A 16,625-nucleotide genomic window follows, 5' to 3' on the forward strand; every position below is an offset into this window, starting at 1 on the left:
TTTAAATGAAAACATACTTTGCAAAAATGCCACGCATACTAATGAGAATATTCTCTGGTTATACGTGGCATTTTCATACCGTAAAAGAAAAAGAAATTTTTTTAACTTTTGATGATGGCCCTACCCCAGAAATCACCCCTTTTGTACTTGCTCAATTAAAACAACACCAGGCGAAAGCTACTTTTTTTTGCATTGGTAAAAACATTGAAAAACACCCTGAAATTTATAATACAATTATTGCAGAAGGGCACTCTATTGGCAACCATACTCAAAATCACTTAAAAGGTTGGAAAAGCGATAACACTATATATATTGATGATTTTTTAGCCTGCGAAAAAACAATTACTCAGTTCAACAAATCAAAAATCAAACAGAAAATTTTTAGACCTCCTTACGGAAAAATTAAAAAATCGCAAGCAAAAGAGATCATAAAAAAAGGATATAAAATTATAATGTGGGATGTTCTATCTGGTGATTTCGACACAAAACTATCAAAAGAAAAATGTTTGCAAAACGTACTTCAAAATACACAAAAAGGAAGCATTATTGTTTTTCACGATAGTGTAAAAGCTGCAGAAAGAATGCAATATGCGCTGCCAAAAGTTTTAAATACCTTTAGTAAAAAAGGGTTTAGTTTTAAATCTATTTAACAACTTACATTTTTAAATAAAAATCTTTTGTTAAGTTGATATAATCTTCTGTGTATTGATGTCTATCAGTCTCAATTATTAAAGAAGATGTTTCAATTGCTGCTTTAACAAAAGAAAACGACAGCAAACTTCTTTTTATTTCAGAAGACTCATTTCCCTGCACTCTACAAACTTTTTGCAAGTAAAGATTATTGGTTTTTGCGATAGTTAAAAAGTTAGCTTCTTCTTTAAAAGGGATAATTGTAAAAAAATGTCCGTTTGAAGATAAAATTTTAGAAACACCTTCTAATAATTCTTCAAACTGTAAAGAAGAAGTAAATCGAGCTTTATTTCTAGAGGCACTCTCAGTTTCAAACGAGTCTGTATAAAAAGGCGGATTCGAAACTATAAGATCGTAGGTTTCTTCTTCTTCCGATATTTCAGTTGCAAATTCTTGAAAAGAAGCATTGTAACAATACAAACGGTCTCCCCAATCAGAATTTTCGAAATTGCTAACAGTTTGCTCGTAAGCATCTTCATCTAGCTCAACCGCATCAATTGTCATTGCATCAGATCGTTGCGCAAGCATTAAAGAAATTACACCTGTGCCAGCACCAATATCTAAAATAGTATCTGGGTAATTTTCTAAAGAACACCAAGCGCCTAGCAAAACACCATCAGTACCTACTTTCATTGCAGTTTTATCTTGATTTACTGTAAATTCTTTAAATTTAAAAGGTGTAGACATTGTATTTTTTATGAAACAAAAAATTCTGTGATTACACAGAATTTAAAATTTTTATTTTATTAAAATAAATCCCTCTTTGACAAAGTCAAAAAGTTTTCTTTTGCAGAAAGGAAGGGATTCGAACCCTCGATACCGTTGCCAGTATACTACCTTTCCAGGGTAGCTCTTTCGACCACTCAGACACCTTTCTAAATATTTTTAATCCCAAACTTAATTCAGAATCATAAAAACTAAATTCAAGAGTTTCTGAACTTATTTTATATTTAATTAAATATAAAGTGCAATCAACCCTTCAGGCGTCTCTACCTCTATTTGTTTGGTTTTTCGATTCACTTTTTTGATAAAATCATCTACCATCGGAATCAATATTTCTGTCCCGTTTCTATCAATCTCAAAAAGTGGTTGCGCGGCTTTGTCGTTTATATGAACAATTGTACCAACTTCTCCAAAATTAGCATCTACAACAGTAAAACCAATTACCTCGTGATAATAAAATTTATCATCGGTTAATTTTGGTAACATGGTGGTTGGTAAATACACCCCACATTTTAAAATTGATTCTGCCTCTTCTTCAGAATACACGTCTTCAAACTGCACTCGTAACTGATTGCCTTTGTGTAAAGAACTTTTATCAATAAAAAATGGAACCAAGTTTGTGCCAAATTCGACATAAACTGATTCCATTTCCGTGTACAACTCAGGTTCATCGGTATCTAATTTGATAACAACTTCCCCTTTAAAACTATACTTTGTTACAATTCTGCCTAAATAAAAACAATCTTCTTTACGCATTATCGTACAAATTTATAATTTATTCAGCTGCTTTTTCTTGAGCTTCATCAATTGTTTCAGGAGCTGCTTCTTCTGCCGCTGCTTCTTCTGCAACTGGCTCTGCTACTTCTTCTACAACTGGTTTTGCTGCTTCAATTCTTGCTTCGTTAACCGCTTTTTCTGCTGCCAATGCTGCTGCTTTCGCATCAGATTGTGCTTTAGATAAACCAGCTTCTTTATCAGAAATCTTTGCTGCTTTCTCTTCTAACCAAGCTGCAAATTTAGCATCTGCTTGTTCTTGGGTTAAAGCGCCTTTTCTTACACCACCAGCTAAATGATTCTTTAACATCGCACCTTTGTAAGATAAAATGTTTTTAGCAGTATCAGTTGGTTGCGCACCATTTTGTAACCATTCTACAGCTTTATCAACATTTAAATCGATAATTGCAGGGTTAACATTCGGGTTGTAAGTACCTATTTTTTCTAAGTATTTACCATCTCTTTTTGCACGAGCATCAGCGGCAACTATCCAATAGAATGGTTTCCCTTTTTTACCGTGTCTTTGTAGTCTAATTTTTACAGACATAATTTGTTAATTTTTTAAGGTTCTCGACCTTGGTTATTAAAAATCTTACCATCTCGTAGTAAGTGGGCGCAAAAATACAAAACCTTTTTGATACTAAAGAACTAATTTTCAATAATTTTTAGGGCGTTTTTACAGGCTTTCACTACTCGCTTCCCGATTAAAAAATCGGCAGAGCTCAAACACACCGTTCAATCCTTAACGCGAGTACCGTTAGTAAAAATAAAATAAGGAATAACCAACTCGATAATCGCATTAAATATCAAAACACCTATCACTTCGATTGTATTTAGAAAAGGAGATAGAGAAAAACTAGATATTAGAGTCTAGAAACAAGACTAAAACAAAACTAACTTTATGAGATTTCTCCTATCGTCGAAATGACAAAAATGATAGGAAATGAGAACACTTTACCCTTATTTTTAAACAAAACACCTGTCACTTCGATTACAAAGAGAAGTCGCATAACAGTGATAAAGAAATCGTGAGCTGCCTAATGTGATTTCTCCTATCGTCGAAATGACAATACTGAGTAGAAACATCAAAAAAGAGAATAGAGAAAACTGTGTACATTTTGTTGATAAATGAACCCAAAAACACCCCAATTCTTCATTACAAATTTCTATTTTTACACATCGTTTAAATAACTAAACGCTTCAACAATTTCTTGCAACAATGTACTTAATTTTCGATACTGAAACTACCGGTTTACCTAAAAGCTGGAACGCTCCTATTACAGACACAGACAACTGGCCTAGGTGTATTCAAATAGCTTGGCAATTGCACGATGCAATGGGAAACGTTGTAGAACATAACGATTTTTTAATACAACCAGACGGTTTTAATATTCCTTATGATGCAGAAAGAATTCATGGTATTTCTACAGAATTAGCAGAAGAACAAGGAATTGCATTAAACAAAGGATTGGCTTTATTTAACGAAGCCTTGCAAAAAACCAAATTTATTGTTGGTCAAAATGTAGGTTTTGACATTAATATCATGGGCTGTGAATTCCACCGATTAGGGGTAGAAAACAACTTAACCTCTCTTCCGCTCTTAGATACTTGTACCGAAAAAACGGCCTTAATGTGTCAGATTCCTGGAGGTCGTGGTGGTAAATTTAAACTACCAACCTTAACCGAATTACACAATCATTTATTTGGTGTTGGTTTTGGGGAAGCACACAATGCAACTGCAGATGTTGAGGCAACCACCCGTTGTTTTTTAGAATTAATTCGTTTAAGAGAATTTACCAAAGAGCAACTAGATGTAGATGCTGAGTATTTTAAAAATTTCTCTGAAGCCAATCCGAAGCCAATTCAGGTAATCGGGCTAAAACACATCAACCTAAAAAAAGAAAGTGAGAAAATTCGCAAACGTTTAGAGAAACTAAAAGACGTTGCAGAAACCAAATCTACTTCTGAAGGTTTGGCAGAATTAGAAGATGTACAGTTTGCGCATTTACACAATCACACTCAGTTTTCTGTACTGCAATCTACCATGCAAATTGCCAATATTGTAAATGCTGCGGCTAAAGACAATATGCCTGCAATTGCAATGACAGATACTGCAAATATGATGGCTTCTTTTCATTTTGTTAGTGCTATTTTAAATCACAATAAAAACGCAGAAAACCCTATAAAACCAATAATTGGGTGCGAATTTAATGTCTGTGAAGATCATAAAAACAAGTCTCAAAAAGACAATGGATATCAGATTGTTTTATTAGCAAAAAATAAAAAAGGGTATCACAATTTAGCAAAAATGTCTTCCATTGCATTTGTTGATGGTTTTTACTACGTTCCTAGAATTGACAGAGAAATTATCAAAAAATACAAAGAAGATATTATTGTTTTAACTGGTAATTTATATGGCGAAGTGCCTAGTAAAATTTTAAATCTTGGAGAAAAACAAGCTGAAGAAGCTTTACTTTGGTGGAAAGAGGAATTTAAAGACGATTTGTATATCGAATTGATGCGCCACAATCAACAAGATGAAAACATTGTAAATGAAACACTTCTAAAATTTTCTAAATCGCACAACGTTAAAATTGTTGCAACCAATAATACCTTTTATTTAGAAAAAAAAGATGCAAACGCACACGATATTTTATTATGTGTAAAAGATGGCGAAAAACAAGCTACTCCAAAAGGAAAAGGCCGCGGTTATAGATACGGATTGCCAAACGAGGAATATTATTTTAAGTCTACCGCAGAAATGAAATCGCTTTTTGCAGATCTGCCAGAAGCCATTATCAATATTCAAGAAATTGTAGATAAAATTGAAATTTTTACCCTCGCAAGAGATGTGTTATTACCTGCTTTTGATATTCCTGAAGAATTTGTTTCCGAAGAAGATAAAACAGATGGTGGTAAACGTGGTGAGAATAAATTTTTACGCCATTTAACTTATGTAGGTGCTAAAAAAAGATACGGAGAAATTACACCGTCTATTGAAGAACGATTAGATTTTGAGCTCTCTGTTATCGAAAAAACAGGTTATCCTGGATATTTTTTAATTGTTGAAGATTTTATTCGCGAAGCCAGAAATATGGATGTTGCTGTAGGACCAGGTCGTGGTTCTGCCGCCGGTTCTGTTGTGGCTTATTGTTTATGGATTACCAATATAGATCCTATAAAATACGATTTACTTTTTGAGCGTTTCTTAAATCCGGAACGTGTATCGATGCCCGATATTGATATAGATTTTGATGATGAAGGGCGAAGTAGAGTTATGGATTATGTAATTGACAAATACGGTGCAAACCAAGTGGCTCAAATTATTACATATGGTACCATGGCAGCAAAATCTTCTATTAGAGATACTGCTAGAGTATTAGATTTACCGCTTTTTGAAGCTGATAGAATTGCCAAACTAATTCCAGGAATCAAACTAAAAAATATTTTTGGTGATGATGAAAAAAGTAAGGGAAAAGTTGCTGGTTTAAGAGCAGAAGAAAAACAATTGGTAGAAGAATTGGTGCATATGTCTTTTGGAAACGATTTGGTTTCCGAAACCATTAATAAAGCTACTATTTTAGAGGGCTCTGTTCGTAATACAGGAATTCACGCCTGTGGTGTAATTATTACTCCGGGTGATATTACCAACTATGTTCCGGTTGCCTTGGCAAAAGATTCGGACATGTATGTAACTCAGTTTGACAACTCTGTGGTGGAATCTGCCGGATTGTTAAAAATGGATTTCTTAGGATTAAAAACACTTACTTTAATTAAGGATACAGTTAAAATTGTAAAGGCAAAACACAATGTAGATTTAGATCCTGAGAGTTTTCCGTTAGATGATGTAAAAACCTACGAACTTTTCCAAAGAGGAGAAACGGTTGGTATTTTTCAGTATGAATCTCCGGGAATGCAAAAACACATGCGCTCTTTAAAACCTACTGTTTTTGCAGATTTAATTGCCATGAATGCTTTGTACAGACCTGGCCCAATGGAATATATTCCGAGTTTTATCAACAGAAAACACGGTACCGAAGACATTGAGTATGATTTACCTGCCATGGAAGAGTATTTGGCAGAAACATACGGAATTACAGTTTACCAAGAGCAAGTAATGCTTTTATCTCAAAAACTTGCAGATTTTACCAAAGGTGAAGCCGATGTTTTACGTAAAGCAATGGGTAAAAAACAAATTGCGGTTTTAGATAAAATGAAACCAAAATTTGTTGAACAAGCTGCTGCAAACGGACATGATGCTGATAAATTAGAGAAAATCTGGAAAGATTGGGAAGCCTTTGCAAGTTATGCCTTTAACAAAAGTCACTCTACTTGTTACGCTTGGATTGCCTATCAAACAGCCTATTTAAAGGCGCATTATCCGGCAGAATATATGGCTTCTGTGTTGTCTAACAACATGAATGACATTAAAGCAGTTTCCTTTTTTATGGAAGAATGTAAGCGTATGGGCTTGGCTGTTTTAGGACCAGATTTAAATGAATCTTTCTTAAAGTTTTCTGTAAATAATGAAGGTGCTGTTCGTTTTGGGATGGCAGCAGTAAAAGGTGTTGGTGCATCTGCAGTAAGAGCCATCATTAAAGAACGTGAAGAAAACGGAAATTATTCGTCTATTTTTGATTTGGCAAAACGTGTAGATTTGCGTGCTGCCAACAAGAAATCTTTTGATAGCCTAATAAAAGCAGGTGCTTTTGACTCTTTTACAGATACGCACAGAGCACAATATTTTGCAACAGATGAAAAAGGATTGACCTTTTTAGAACGTGCCATGAAGTTTGGAAGTAAGTTTCAAGAAAACGAAAATTCTGCACAAGTATCGATGTTTGGGGAGGCCTCTACGGTTCAATTTCCTGAACCTGATATTCCTGAATGTGAAACTTGGGGCACAATGGAATTGTTATCACAAGAAAAAGAAGTCATTGGTATTTACATTTCTGCACATCCGCTAGATGATTTTAAAAACGAATTAAAATTCTGTAATGCTTCTGTAAAACATTTTAAAGGTGATTTAGAAAAATTTGTAAATGTAAATTTAGCATTTGCTGCCATTGTTACAGATGTACAACACAGAGTGTCTAAAGCAGGAAAAGGCTGGGCAATGTTTACGGTAGAAGATTATGGTGATAGTCATGAATTTAGAATTTTTGGCGAAGATTATCTAAAAATGAAACATTTTTTAGTACCTAATTCGTTTCTGTTTTTACGCGCAACAATTCAACCAGGTTGGATGAATAAAAATACAGGAGTTGTAGGAGAACCTCGATTAAAATTTACAGAGATGAAACTTTTACATGATATTATGGACGAGTTGTGTAAAAAAGTGACTATCCAAATTCCGTTAGAAGAAATTACAGCAAACACTATTTTAAATTTAGAGACCATTCTTAAAAACAAACCAGGCAAACAAAGTTTACATTTTACAGTTTGGGACGAAAAAGAAAAAATAGAGGTTAGTTTACCTAGCAGAAATACTAAGATTCATATTTCTAATGAATTATTGGCAACTTTAAAAGAGCAACAAATTAATTTTAAACTCAATTAAAAAAATTAATTACCTAAAAATATTGTCGAAAATAGATTTATGTTTACTTTTGTTTAATATTTTAAACAAAACATGAAACAAAATAAAAACGGTACTTGGACAAGCTGGAACGAGAATGTAATTTATAACTACAAATCTCTTTACACGATAACTTCAGAAAGTGAACTACAAGAGGTTATTAAAAACGCAAAAGAAGTGCGCCTTTTTGGAAGTAAACAATCCTCTGCAGACATCGCCTCTGGTACCACAACTCTTATCGATATTAAAAGTTACAACAAAATTCTAGCTTTTAATGATGAGCAACATACCGTAACTGTTCAATCTGGTGTAATTTTAAAAGATTTATTAGAAGCTATTGAAGCAAAAGGATGGTGTATACCGTGTTTGCCAGACATTAATACCATTACCGTTGGTGGAGCGTTAGCTACAGGTACTCATGGTACAAGTGGTAAATTATTATCTGAATACATGTCTAAATGCAGACTTGTTATGGCAGATGGTTCTATAAAAGAAATCACAGAAAAAGACGACTTAATGAACGCTGTTCGTGTTTCTTTAGGTGTTTTAGGAATGATGTCTGAAATTACTTTTACCTGTCAGCCAATTTATACATTGCACGTAAAAGAAAGACCAGAAAGCGATACAGAATGGTTGCCTAAAATTAAGGAGCGTTTAATAAAACACGATTTTTTAAGAATTTTATGGTTACCCCACACCGATAAAGGGTATGTAATTACAGGAGATAAAATTAATCCTGATACAGATATCGAAGAAAATATGGGCCCTGCCTTTTTGAAACATAGAAGAACAGCTTCGAAAATTTTATACAAATACACTCATATTTTTCCTTGGTTAACAGCCATTGCTAATAAAATTTTATACAAAGGTTTTTTTAGTTCAAGTAAAGAACACAAAGGCACTTTATACCAAGCGACTGTTACAAAATCTAGAGGTTCTACTCTAGAGTTAGCAGAATGGACAATAGGTTTGGATAAATTTGTAACTGTTTTTGAAGAGTTAAAAACAGAAATAAATAAATGGAGTAACAAATCATTTATACACATTCCTATGGATGTTCGTTTTATTCAAAAAGATAGCTCATGGCTAAGTTACGCTTATAATGAAGACACTGTTACTATGGGTTGTGTTTCTAGAAACGCAGCTACCGCAGATACCTATGAAGCCTTTAAAAGTATTGAAAAAATATTTTTAAAACATGGCGGAAAACCTCACTGGGGCAAACGTTTTGCTGCCAAAGACGAGGCTCTTTCTAAGGTATATAGTAAATGGGAAGATTTTAAATTATTAAGAAACAACTTAGACCCTAATAATAAGTTTTTAAACCCTTATTTAGCAAAAATATTTAATGAAAAACAATCTAAGAAAGTTGCCTAAAGGATTTTTATTCGATTTTGATGGCGTTGTTGTAAACAGTTTCGAAAGCCACCACTCTGCTTGGAGTAGTGCTTTCGAAGCTCTTTTCAATCAAAAAATTGCTCCTTTCCCAAAAAGTCATGCAGGTAAATCTCCCATGTTGATTGCAGAATATTATTGTAGTGTTATTGGTAAAGAAGCACAAACAGCAGAATTATTCTATCTAAAAGACAAACATCTAGACCTTTATTTTAAAACCCCAATACTATTGCCCGGTGTTAAGGAATTTACGCGTTTTTTATCAAAAGAAAACATCCCTTATGGCATTGCTAGTAACGCTACAAAACAATTTCTTAAAAATAGTATTCATCATTTAAAATTAGATTTTACAACTGTTTTTGGTGTAGAAGATTACATCAAACCAAAACCAGCACCAGAGGCCTATATTACATTAGCAAAAGCTTTGGGTTTTACAAGTAAAGACTTTAAAGACATTTGGGTTTTTGAGGATAGTTTAACTGGTACAAAAGCAGCAAAAGCAGCAGGTATGATTCCGATTGGAATTACCACACAATACAATGCAGCAGAATTACAAAATAGCGGAAGTGCCTTGGTTTTTCCAACACTATTAGAAGCGTATCAATACCTTACAGAAGACTAATTTATTTTAAATCTTTTAGTAGTAACTGAATAGATTTTCTACCGTTCCATTCATTTTCATCTAAAGAATATACAATATCAAAATCATTTTTCACTAAAGTTAATTTGTCCCCCAAATTAAAACCAATAGCGTTAAAGGTGTTTTTATTATCCCCTTGAAAAACATTTAATTTAAGATGATTTTTATCTGCACCAACTTGTTTACCATACCCATTATCTCTAACACAGGTAGTTTTAAAAGTTGGTTTCATATTCATAGGACCAAATGGCGCCATTTGCGCAATAATTCTAAAAAATTTAGGGGTAATTTCTGATAAATCAATTTCTGAATCAATAAAAACCTCTTCTGTTAATAATTTTTTATCGATTGTTTTGGCAACTACTTCTTCAAATTTAGCTTTAAATTTATCATAGTTTTCTGGCAACATTGTTAACCCTGCAGCATATTTATGACCACCAAACTGCTCTACATATTCGCTACAGGCTTCTAAAGCATTATACACATCAAAACCTTTTACAGATCTTGCAGAGGCGGCTAACTTAGTACCACTTTTTGTAAAAACAAGTGTTGGTCTGTAATATTTTTCTATCAATCTAGAGGCAACAATACCAATCACCCCTTTGTGCCAATCTTCTTGATAAACTACCGAAGAAAAACGTTCTTCTTCATCATTATCAATAATTTGTATTAAAGCTTCATTGGTTATTTTTTTATCTAAATCTTTTCTGTCTGCATTAAAAATCTCTATAGAAGCGGCAAAATCTAAAGCTGTTTCAAAATCCATTTCAGTTAATAGTTCAACAGCATAATTACCATGTTTCATTCTACCTGCAGCATTTATTCTTGGTGCTACTATAAAAACAACATCTGTTATTGTTAATACTGTTTTTTTAGTTTGATTAATTATTGCTTTAATACCATTTCTGGGCGCATCATTTATAACCTGTAAGCCAAAATAAGCCAATACCCTATTTTCTCCGTTCATTGGCACAATATCTGCAGCGATGGCAGTAGCAACCAAATCTAAATAAGGCAAAAAATGAGCAATGGATTGGTTTCTAGAAACCCCCAATGCCTGAATTAATTTAAACCCAACACCACAACCACATAATTCATCAAAAGGATAATTACAATCTACTCTTTTAGCATTTAAAACAGCAACTGCTTTAGGTAATGTTTCTCCTGGCTTATGATGATCGCAAATAATAAAATCTATATTTTTTTGAGAAGCATACGCTACTTTATCTATGGCTTTTATGCCACAATCTAAGGCAATAATTAACGAAAAATCATTGTCATGTGCATAATCGATACCCATATAAGAAATACCGTAACCTTCTGCATACCTATCTGGTATATAAGTAGATACTTGTGTATGAATTGTCTTTAAATAAGATGACACTAGAGAAACTGCAGTAGTGCCATCTACATCATAATCTCCATAAATTAAAATATTTTCTTTATTGGCAATTGCTTTTTCAATTCTTTCAACAGCCAAGTCCATATCTTTCATCAAAAAAGGATTGTGAATGGACTCTAAACTTGGTCTAAAATAATTTTTAGCAGCTTCGAAAGTGTCTATTTTTCGTTGGCAAAGTATTTTTGCTATCGCAGTGTCTACCTGAAGTTCTTTTGCTAATTGCTGTACTTTATTAGTATCTATATCTTCTTGAAAAGTCCATCTCATAGCAATTAAAATCGTTTTAATTAAAGCGTATTATGTAAAAATATTTCAGTTTTAACAGTTGCAAATTGACGAAACATTTCCATCACTCCACAATATTTGGTAACAGATAAGTTTACTGCTTTTTGTATTTTTTCTGGCTGTAAGTCGTCTGCTGTAAAGTGATAATCTACTTTTACTTCATTATAAAACTTAGGGTGTTCTTCTGTTAATTCTGCGGTAACAATAATTTTAAAATCTGCTACTTCTGCACGCATTTTCTTTAAAAGTGCTACTACATCTAACCCAGAACAGCCTGCTAAAGAAGATAACATTAATGCTTTGGGCGCAAAACCAACCAAACTACCATTATCATCTGCATTATTAAACATTGTTAACTTGTGTTCACTTGGGTTATTAGATTCAAATTCGTTATTTTTTACCCATGTTGTTGTTACTAAGTTTGATGCCATATAGAATCTTTTTTTGTAGATTTTTAAAAATTGTTATCGTATTTCGTACTTTTATACAAAAGTATGAAAACACGTTGAAGATACTACTTAAAATATGTAAAACTGTGCCCTCAAAAAAATGTTTATTTTTTTCATTAATATTATTGATCTCTAGTTTTGTGCAATCACAAACCAATAATCCTCCCTCTATTTCAGCTATTGGATAATCACTTTTTAAACAAGTACTGCATCAGAAGCTTGGAACGGAATATACCAAGGCAAATTACTACCTGCAAACACCTATTGGTTTCAAGTAATTATTAACGATGTTAATGGAAGTATAATTAACAAAAACGGAAGTTTTAGTTTGGTCCGCTAACCATTTTCTTCAATTTTATTTATTGTAAAGTTAAAAAATAGATATCTTTATAACCAACAATATACATAAAACTATGCCATTAGTAACACCTTTAGAAGCCACTCATGATTTAGAAACTAAGAAGTTAGCCGAATTTTTTAATGAAACACTGGGTTTTTGTCCCAATTCTGTTTTAACAATGCAACACAGGCCCGAAATATCGAAAGCATTTATCAACTTAAACAAAGCAGTTATGGCAAACCAAGGCCGAGTAACTTCTGCATTAAAGAGAATGATTGCTTGGGTTTCTAGTAATGCAACGGGTTGTAGATATTGCCAAGCACACGCAATTAGAGCTGCAGAACGTTATGGCGCAGAACAAGAAAAGTTAGATAATATTTGGAATTACAAAACACATTCAGCTTTTTCTGATGCCGAAAGAGCTGCTTTAAATTTTTCGCTAGCAGCATCTATGGTGCCTAATGCAGTAAATTTAGAAATAAAAGAAGCTCTTTACAAGTATTGGAATGAAGGTGAAATTGTAGAAATGTTAGGCGTAATTTCTCTCTTTGGATATTTAAATAGATGGAACGATTCTATGGGAACTACATTAGAAGAAGACGCTATTGATAGTGGTAACCAGTATTTAGGAAAACATGGTTTTAATGTTGGCAAACACAATGGCTCTAAATACTAATACAAACTAGTAAAGCTTGCTTTTTAAATATCACTTCTCTTTAACATTTATTTAAGAAAACCTCTTTTTAGTTTTCTTAAATTCGGAAACTCTTAATTTATAAATAATAATGATGATAAAAAACTTACTCTCTAAATTAGTTTTAGTTCTTTTTGTACTAGGTTTTTCTTCTGAAGTTGATGCTCAATTTTGGAAAAAAAAGAAAAAAGAACCGGTAAAATCTACCCAAAAACCAAAAGAAAAGCCAGAAAAAGGCGCTTTAAAACCTTACAGTAAAGTGGTTACAAAAGACCACAAAACAGACCAAGGACTTTTTAAAGTACATGTAAAAAATGATGAATACCTTTTCGAAATACCAGACTCTCTATTAAAAAGAGAAATGTTAATGGTTACTAGAATTGCTAAAACAGCCAATGGCATAGGCTTTGGCGGTGGAAAAACAAACACACAAGTACTTCGTTGGGAAAAGAAAAACAAACAAATTCTTTTAAGAATAGTTTCTCATGATATTGTTGCAGATACTATTTTACCTGTACACGAAGCAGTGGTAAACTCTAACTTAGAACCTATCTTATTTTCTTTTCCTATTAAAGCGATTAGTAAAGACTCTACAGCAACTGTAATAGATGCAACGTCTTTATTTGCTACAGACATTAAACCATTAGGTTTCCCTGGTTATTACAGAAAAAGATACGCTGTAACCAGAATGGACAAAGACCGCTCTTACATTGATAGAGTAAGCAGCTACCCAAAAAACATAGAAGTAAGACATGTAAAAACCTACTTTGCAAGCAAAGCACCTTCAAACAGCGCTCTAGGCTCTATTACACTAGAAATGAGTAATTCAATGATTTTATTACCTAAAGTACCTATGAAACGTAGGTATTTTGATGAACGTGTTGGATGGTTTGCTCGCGGACAAACTGATTATGGTTTAGAGGCTCAAAAAAGTAAAACTGTTACTTATTTAGATAGATATCGTTTAGAAGTTAAAGACGAAGACATCGAAAAGTTTAAACGAGGAGAATTGGTAGAACCTAAAAAACAAATTGTTTATTATGTAGATAGAGCAACACCAGAAGAATGGGTGCCATACATTATACAAGGTGTAAATGACTGGCAAGTTGCTTTTGAAGCTGCCGGATTTAAAAATGCAATTGTTGCTAAAAGAGCACCTACTAAAGAGGAAGATCCAGAATATAGCCCAGAAGATATTAGATATTCTGTAATTAGATATTTAGCATCGCCAATACCTAATGCAAACGGCCCTCACGTGAGTGACCCGCGTTCTGGTGAAATATTAGAATCAGATATTAACTGGTATCACAATGTAATGTCTTTATTGCACAATTGGTTTTTCATTCAAACGGCAGCGATCAATCCAGAGGCAAGAGGCAACAATTTTAAGACAGAAACCATGGGCGAATTAATTAAATTTGTTTCCTCTCATGAATTAGGTCATACTTTAGGATTACCCCATAACATGGGTAGCTCTACTGCTTACCCAGTAGATTCTTTACGTTCTGCTACTTTTACTAAAAAATATGGTACAGCGCCTTCTATTATGGATTACGCTCGTTTTAACTACATAGCACAACCAGAAGATAAAGGTGTTGCCTTAATGCCAAATATTGGTGTGTATGATAAATATGCCATTTCTTGGGGATACAGACCTATATTAGATACTGATGCCAAAGACGAAAAACCAATCTTAGATTCTTGGATTTTGAAACATGAGGGAGACTTAATGTATCGCTTTGGACACCAACAAGCTGGTGGCGTAGTAGACCCAAGTTCTCAAACAGAAGATTTAGGTGATGATGCTATGAAAGCTTCTTACTATGGAATTAAAAATTTGAAAAGAATTTTACCTCGATTGGAAGAATGGACTGCTGAAAAAGGAGAGAATTACGATGATTTATCTACTATGTACGGGCAAGTATTAAGTCAGTTTAACAGATACATGGGACATGTAACCGCAAATATTGGTGGTGTGTATGAATTTTATAAAACAACAGACCAAGAAGGTGCAGTTTACACTCATGTAAATAAAGCCAAGCAAAAGGAGGCTTTACAATTTGTTATTGCAGAGTTGTTTAAAACACCTACTTGGATGTTAGATAAAAATATCTTTAGCAAAACAGAGTTTTCTGGTTCTGTAGAAAGAGTAAGAGGCTTACAAGCAAGAACAGTAAACAATATTTTAGATGCTGGTAGAATGGCTCGTATGATTGAAAACGAAACCATTAATGGTTCTAAATCATATTCTTTAGTAAGTATGATGAATGATTTACGCCGTGGTATTTGGTCTGAAATTTATGCAGGTAAATCTTTAGACACCTACAGACGTAACCTACAAAGAGCATACCTAGACCGATTAGATTACTTGTTAAACACAGCAAAAGATCAAAGAGGCGCAAACAGTGGCTACTTCAAACAATCAGGTATTACGTTAAATCAATCAGATATTAAATCTGTTGTAAGAGGCGAACTTAAACGCTTACAAAAAGATGTAAAAGCAGCATCTAACAGAGGAAATACTTTAACGCGTTACCACTTAAAGGATGTTGTAGATAGAATAGATACAATTTTAGATCCTAAGTAATTAAAATAGAGCTTATATTAAAGCCCCTTGCTATTTTTAAAATAGCAAGGGGCTTTCTTTACATACAAACTTATAAAAAGTATACTATATTTACAGAATATTATTTTTTATGAATCCCACTTTACTATCTTCTCCTTTACAAGGTTTTACAGATTATAAATTTAGAAATGCTTTTCATCATTTTTTTGGTGGTATAGACACTTTTTACTCGCCATACATTAGATTGAATGGTAAGATGGTAATAAAAAACTCTTACCAAAAAGACCTTTTAATAGAAAACAATACTACTTTAGAAGTAATACCGCAAATAATAACTAATGATGTAGATGAATTTCTGTTTGTTGCAAAATACATAAGAGAATTAGGATACAAAGAATTAAACTGGAATCTTGGTTGCCCCTACCCAATGGTTACAAAACGCGGAATGGGCTCTGGATTAATTAATGATTTTGAAAAAATAGACAACATTCTAAATCGGGTACATAATGAATCTGATGTTTTAGTATCTATGAAAATGAGGATGGGCTATGAAAAAGCAGATGAAATTTTATCTGTATTGCCTGTTTTAGACAAATATCCTCTTAAAAACATTGCAATTCATGCTAGAATTGGAAAACAATTGTACAAAGGCGGAACCGATTTAGAAGCTTTTCAAAAATGTTTAGACAATAGCAAACATACAATGTATTACAACGGAGACATTACCTCTGTAACGGCTTTTAAAAAGTTACAAGATCGGTTTCCCAAAATAGATCACTGGATGATAGGACGCGGTCTTATTGCAGATCCTTTTTTACCAAGCATGATTAAAAACAATACCACCGACTACCCTAAAAATAGATTTGCTATTTTTAATGATTTTCACGATCGCATTTACCAAGAATATGATGCCGCTCTCTCTGGCCCAACACCCATAAAAATGAAAATGCTTGGTTTTTGGGAGTATTTTTCTAAAAGTTTTGCAAACCCACAAAAGACCTACAAAAAGATTAAAAAAGCTCAAAACCCAAAAAACTACTCTATTGCAGTAAAAGAAATTTTTAAGGAAGCACAAAACTAGTAGCTACT

The 16,625-nt window shown here is 33.2% G+C and carries 12 protein-coding genes, 1 tRNA gene and 1 pseudogene; 8 read left to right on the forward strand and 6 right to left on the reverse strand.

Features of this window, described 5'->3' with window-relative positions:
- Nucleotides 1-26 precede the first annotated feature (26 nt).
- Nucleotides 27-650 carry a polysaccharide deacetylase family protein gene (locus Q0678_RS09125; protein WP_299056939.1) on the forward strand — a complete coding sequence of 208 codons (624 nt, stop codon included), beginning with the start codon at nucleotides 27-29 and terminating at the stop codon, nucleotides 648-650.
- Between the two features lie 4 nt (nucleotides 651-654).
- On the opposite strand, the gene Q0678_RS09130 is transcribed toward Q0678_RS09125, so the two are convergent.
- The 4 genes from Q0678_RS09130 to Q0678_RS09145 form a co-directional block, all read right to left on the reverse strand.
- The gene (locus Q0678_RS09130) at nucleotides 655-1,377 is read right to left on the reverse strand and encodes a methyltransferase (RefSeq protein ID WP_299056942.1); all 723 of its coding nucleotides are present in this window, start codon (nucleotides 1,375-1,377) and stop codon (nucleotides 655-657) included.
- A gap of 103 nt (nucleotides 1,378-1,480) precedes the next feature.
- Nucleotides 1,481-1,567 (reverse strand) — tRNA-Ser (locus Q0678_RS09135).
- 77 nt (nucleotides 1,568-1,644) lie between these two features.
- The gene (rimM, locus tag Q0678_RS09140; protein ID WP_299056945.1) at nucleotides 1,645-2,169 is read right to left on the reverse strand and encodes a ribosome maturation factor RimM; all 525 of its coding nucleotides are present in this window, start codon (nucleotides 2,167-2,169) and stop codon (nucleotides 1,645-1,647) included.
- 19 nt (nucleotides 2,170-2,188) lie between these two features.
- Complete coding sequence (locus Q0678_RS09145) at nucleotides 2,189-2,734, reverse strand: 30S ribosomal protein S16 (protein WP_299056948.1); 546 nt, start codon at nucleotides 2,732-2,734, stop codon at nucleotides 2,189-2,191.
- A 672-nt stretch (nucleotides 2,735-3,406) separates the two neighbouring features.
- Here Q0678_RS09145 and dnaE point away from each other — a divergent pair.
- From dnaE to Q0678_RS09160, 3 genes are all read left to right on the forward strand, one after another.
- Nucleotides 3,407-7,747, forward strand: a complete 4,341-nt coding sequence (gene dnaE / locus Q0678_RS09150; RefSeq protein WP_299056950.1) for a DNA polymerase III subunit alpha — start codon at nucleotides 3,407-3,409, stop codon at nucleotides 7,745-7,747.
- 72 nt (nucleotides 7,748-7,819) lie between these two features.
- Nucleotides 7,820-9,142: a D-arabinono-1,4-lactone oxidase gene (locus tag Q0678_RS09155; RefSeq protein WP_299056953.1), complete on the forward strand. Its 1,323-nt coding sequence runs from the start codon at nucleotides 7,820-7,822 to the stop codon at nucleotides 9,140-9,142.
- Nucleotides 9,114-9,782, forward strand: a complete 669-nt coding sequence (locus tag Q0678_RS09160) for an HAD family phosphatase (protein WP_299056956.1) — start codon at nucleotides 9,114-9,116, stop codon at nucleotides 9,780-9,782. Before Q0678_RS09155 ends, Q0678_RS09160 begins: the two co-directional genes overlap by 29 nt.
- A gap of 1 nt (nucleotide 9,783) precedes the next feature.
- On the opposite strand, the gene recJ is transcribed toward Q0678_RS09160, so the two are convergent.
- Together recJ and Q0678_RS09170 are read right to left on the reverse strand one after the other, a co-directional pair.
- Nucleotides 9,784-11,469, reverse strand: a complete 1,686-nt coding sequence (gene recJ / locus Q0678_RS09165; RefSeq protein ID WP_299056959.1) for a single-stranded-DNA-specific exonuclease RecJ — start codon at nucleotides 11,467-11,469, stop codon at nucleotides 9,784-9,786.
- 20 nt (nucleotides 11,470-11,489) lie between these two features.
- Complete coding sequence (locus Q0678_RS09170) at nucleotides 11,490-11,918, reverse strand: OsmC family protein (RefSeq protein ID WP_299056962.1); 429 nt, start codon at nucleotides 11,916-11,918, stop codon at nucleotides 11,490-11,492.
- A gap of 235 nt (nucleotides 11,919-12,153) precedes the next feature.
- On the opposite strand from Q0678_RS09170, the pseudogene Q0678_RS09175 reads away from it, so the two are divergent.
- From Q0678_RS09175 to Q0678_RS09190, 4 genes and pseudogenes are all read left to right on the forward strand, one after another.
- Nucleotides 12,154-12,276 (forward strand): annotated as a pseudogene (locus tag Q0678_RS09175) (hypothetical protein); the annotation flags it as partial.
- 73 nt (nucleotides 12,277-12,349) lie between these two features.
- On the forward strand, nucleotides 12,350-12,952 hold the full coding sequence (locus Q0678_RS09180) for a carboxymuconolactone decarboxylase family protein (RefSeq protein ID WP_299056964.1): 603 nt from the start codon (nucleotides 12,350-12,352) through the stop codon (nucleotides 12,950-12,952).
- Nucleotides 12,953-13,064: 112 nt separating this feature from the next.
- On the forward strand, nucleotides 13,065-15,557 hold the full coding sequence (locus tag Q0678_RS09185) for a zinc-dependent metalloprotease (RefSeq protein WP_299057172.1): 2,493 nt from the start codon (nucleotides 13,065-13,067) through the stop codon (nucleotides 15,555-15,557).
- A 109-nt stretch (nucleotides 15,558-15,666) separates the two neighbouring features.
- Nucleotides 15,667-16,617, forward strand: a complete 951-nt coding sequence (locus Q0678_RS09190) for a tRNA-dihydrouridine synthase family protein (RefSeq protein ID WP_299056967.1) — start codon at nucleotides 15,667-15,669, stop codon at nucleotides 16,615-16,617.
- Nucleotides 16,618-16,625: the final 8 nt, after the last annotated feature.

The sequence above is a fragment of the uncultured Polaribacter sp. genome, from assembly GCF_947497125.1.
Taxonomy (GTDB): Bacteria; Bacteroidota; Bacteroidia; order Flavobacteriales; family Flavobacteriaceae; genus Polaribacter.

What these genes read in the sequence shown, in the direction of transcription:
- Q0678_RS09125 (WP_299056939.1), top strand. Translation starts at nt 27, where the DNA reads ATGCCACGCATACTAATGAGAATATTCTCTGGTTATACGTGGCATTTT.
- Q0678_RS09130 (WP_299056942.1), bottom strand. Translation starts at nt 1,377, where the DNA reads ATGTCTACACCTTTTAAATTTAAAGAATTTACAGTAAATCAAGATAAA.
- rimM (WP_299056945.1), bottom strand. Translation starts at nt 2,169, where the DNA reads ATGCGTAAAGAAGATTGTTTTTATTTAGGCAGAATTGTAACAAAGTAT.
- Q0678_RS09145 (WP_299056948.1), bottom strand. Translation starts at nt 2,734, where the DNA reads ATGTCTGTAAAAATTAGACTACAAAGACACGGTAAAAAAGGGAAACCA.
- dnaE (WP_299056950.1), top strand. Translation starts at nt 3,407, where the DNA reads ATGTACTTAATTTTCGATACTGAAACTACCGGTTTACCTAAAAGCTGG.
- Q0678_RS09155 (WP_299056953.1), top strand. Translation starts at nt 7,820, where the DNA reads ATGAAACAAAATAAAAACGGTACTTGGACAAGCTGGAACGAGAATGTA.
- Q0678_RS09160 (WP_299056956.1), top strand. Translation starts at nt 9,114, where the DNA reads ATGAAAAACAATCTAAGAAAGTTGCCTAAAGGATTTTTATTCGATTTT.
- recJ (WP_299056959.1), bottom strand. Translation starts at nt 11,469, where the DNA reads ATGAGATGGACTTTTCAAGAAGATATAGATACTAATAAAGTACAGCAA.
- Q0678_RS09170 (WP_299056962.1), bottom strand. Translation starts at nt 11,918, where the DNA reads ATGGCATCAAACTTAGTAACAACAACATGGGTAAAAAATAACGAATTT.
- Q0678_RS09180 (WP_299056964.1), top strand. Translation starts at nt 12,350, where the DNA reads ATGCCATTAGTAACACCTTTAGAAGCCACTCATGATTTAGAAACTAAG.
- Q0678_RS09185 (WP_299057172.1), top strand. Translation starts at nt 13,065, where the DNA reads ATGATAAAAAACTTACTCTCTAAATTAGTTTTAGTTCTTTTTGTACTA.
- Q0678_RS09190 (WP_299056967.1), top strand. Translation starts at nt 15,667, where the DNA reads ATGAATCCCACTTTACTATCTTCTCCTTTACAAGGTTTTACAGATTAT.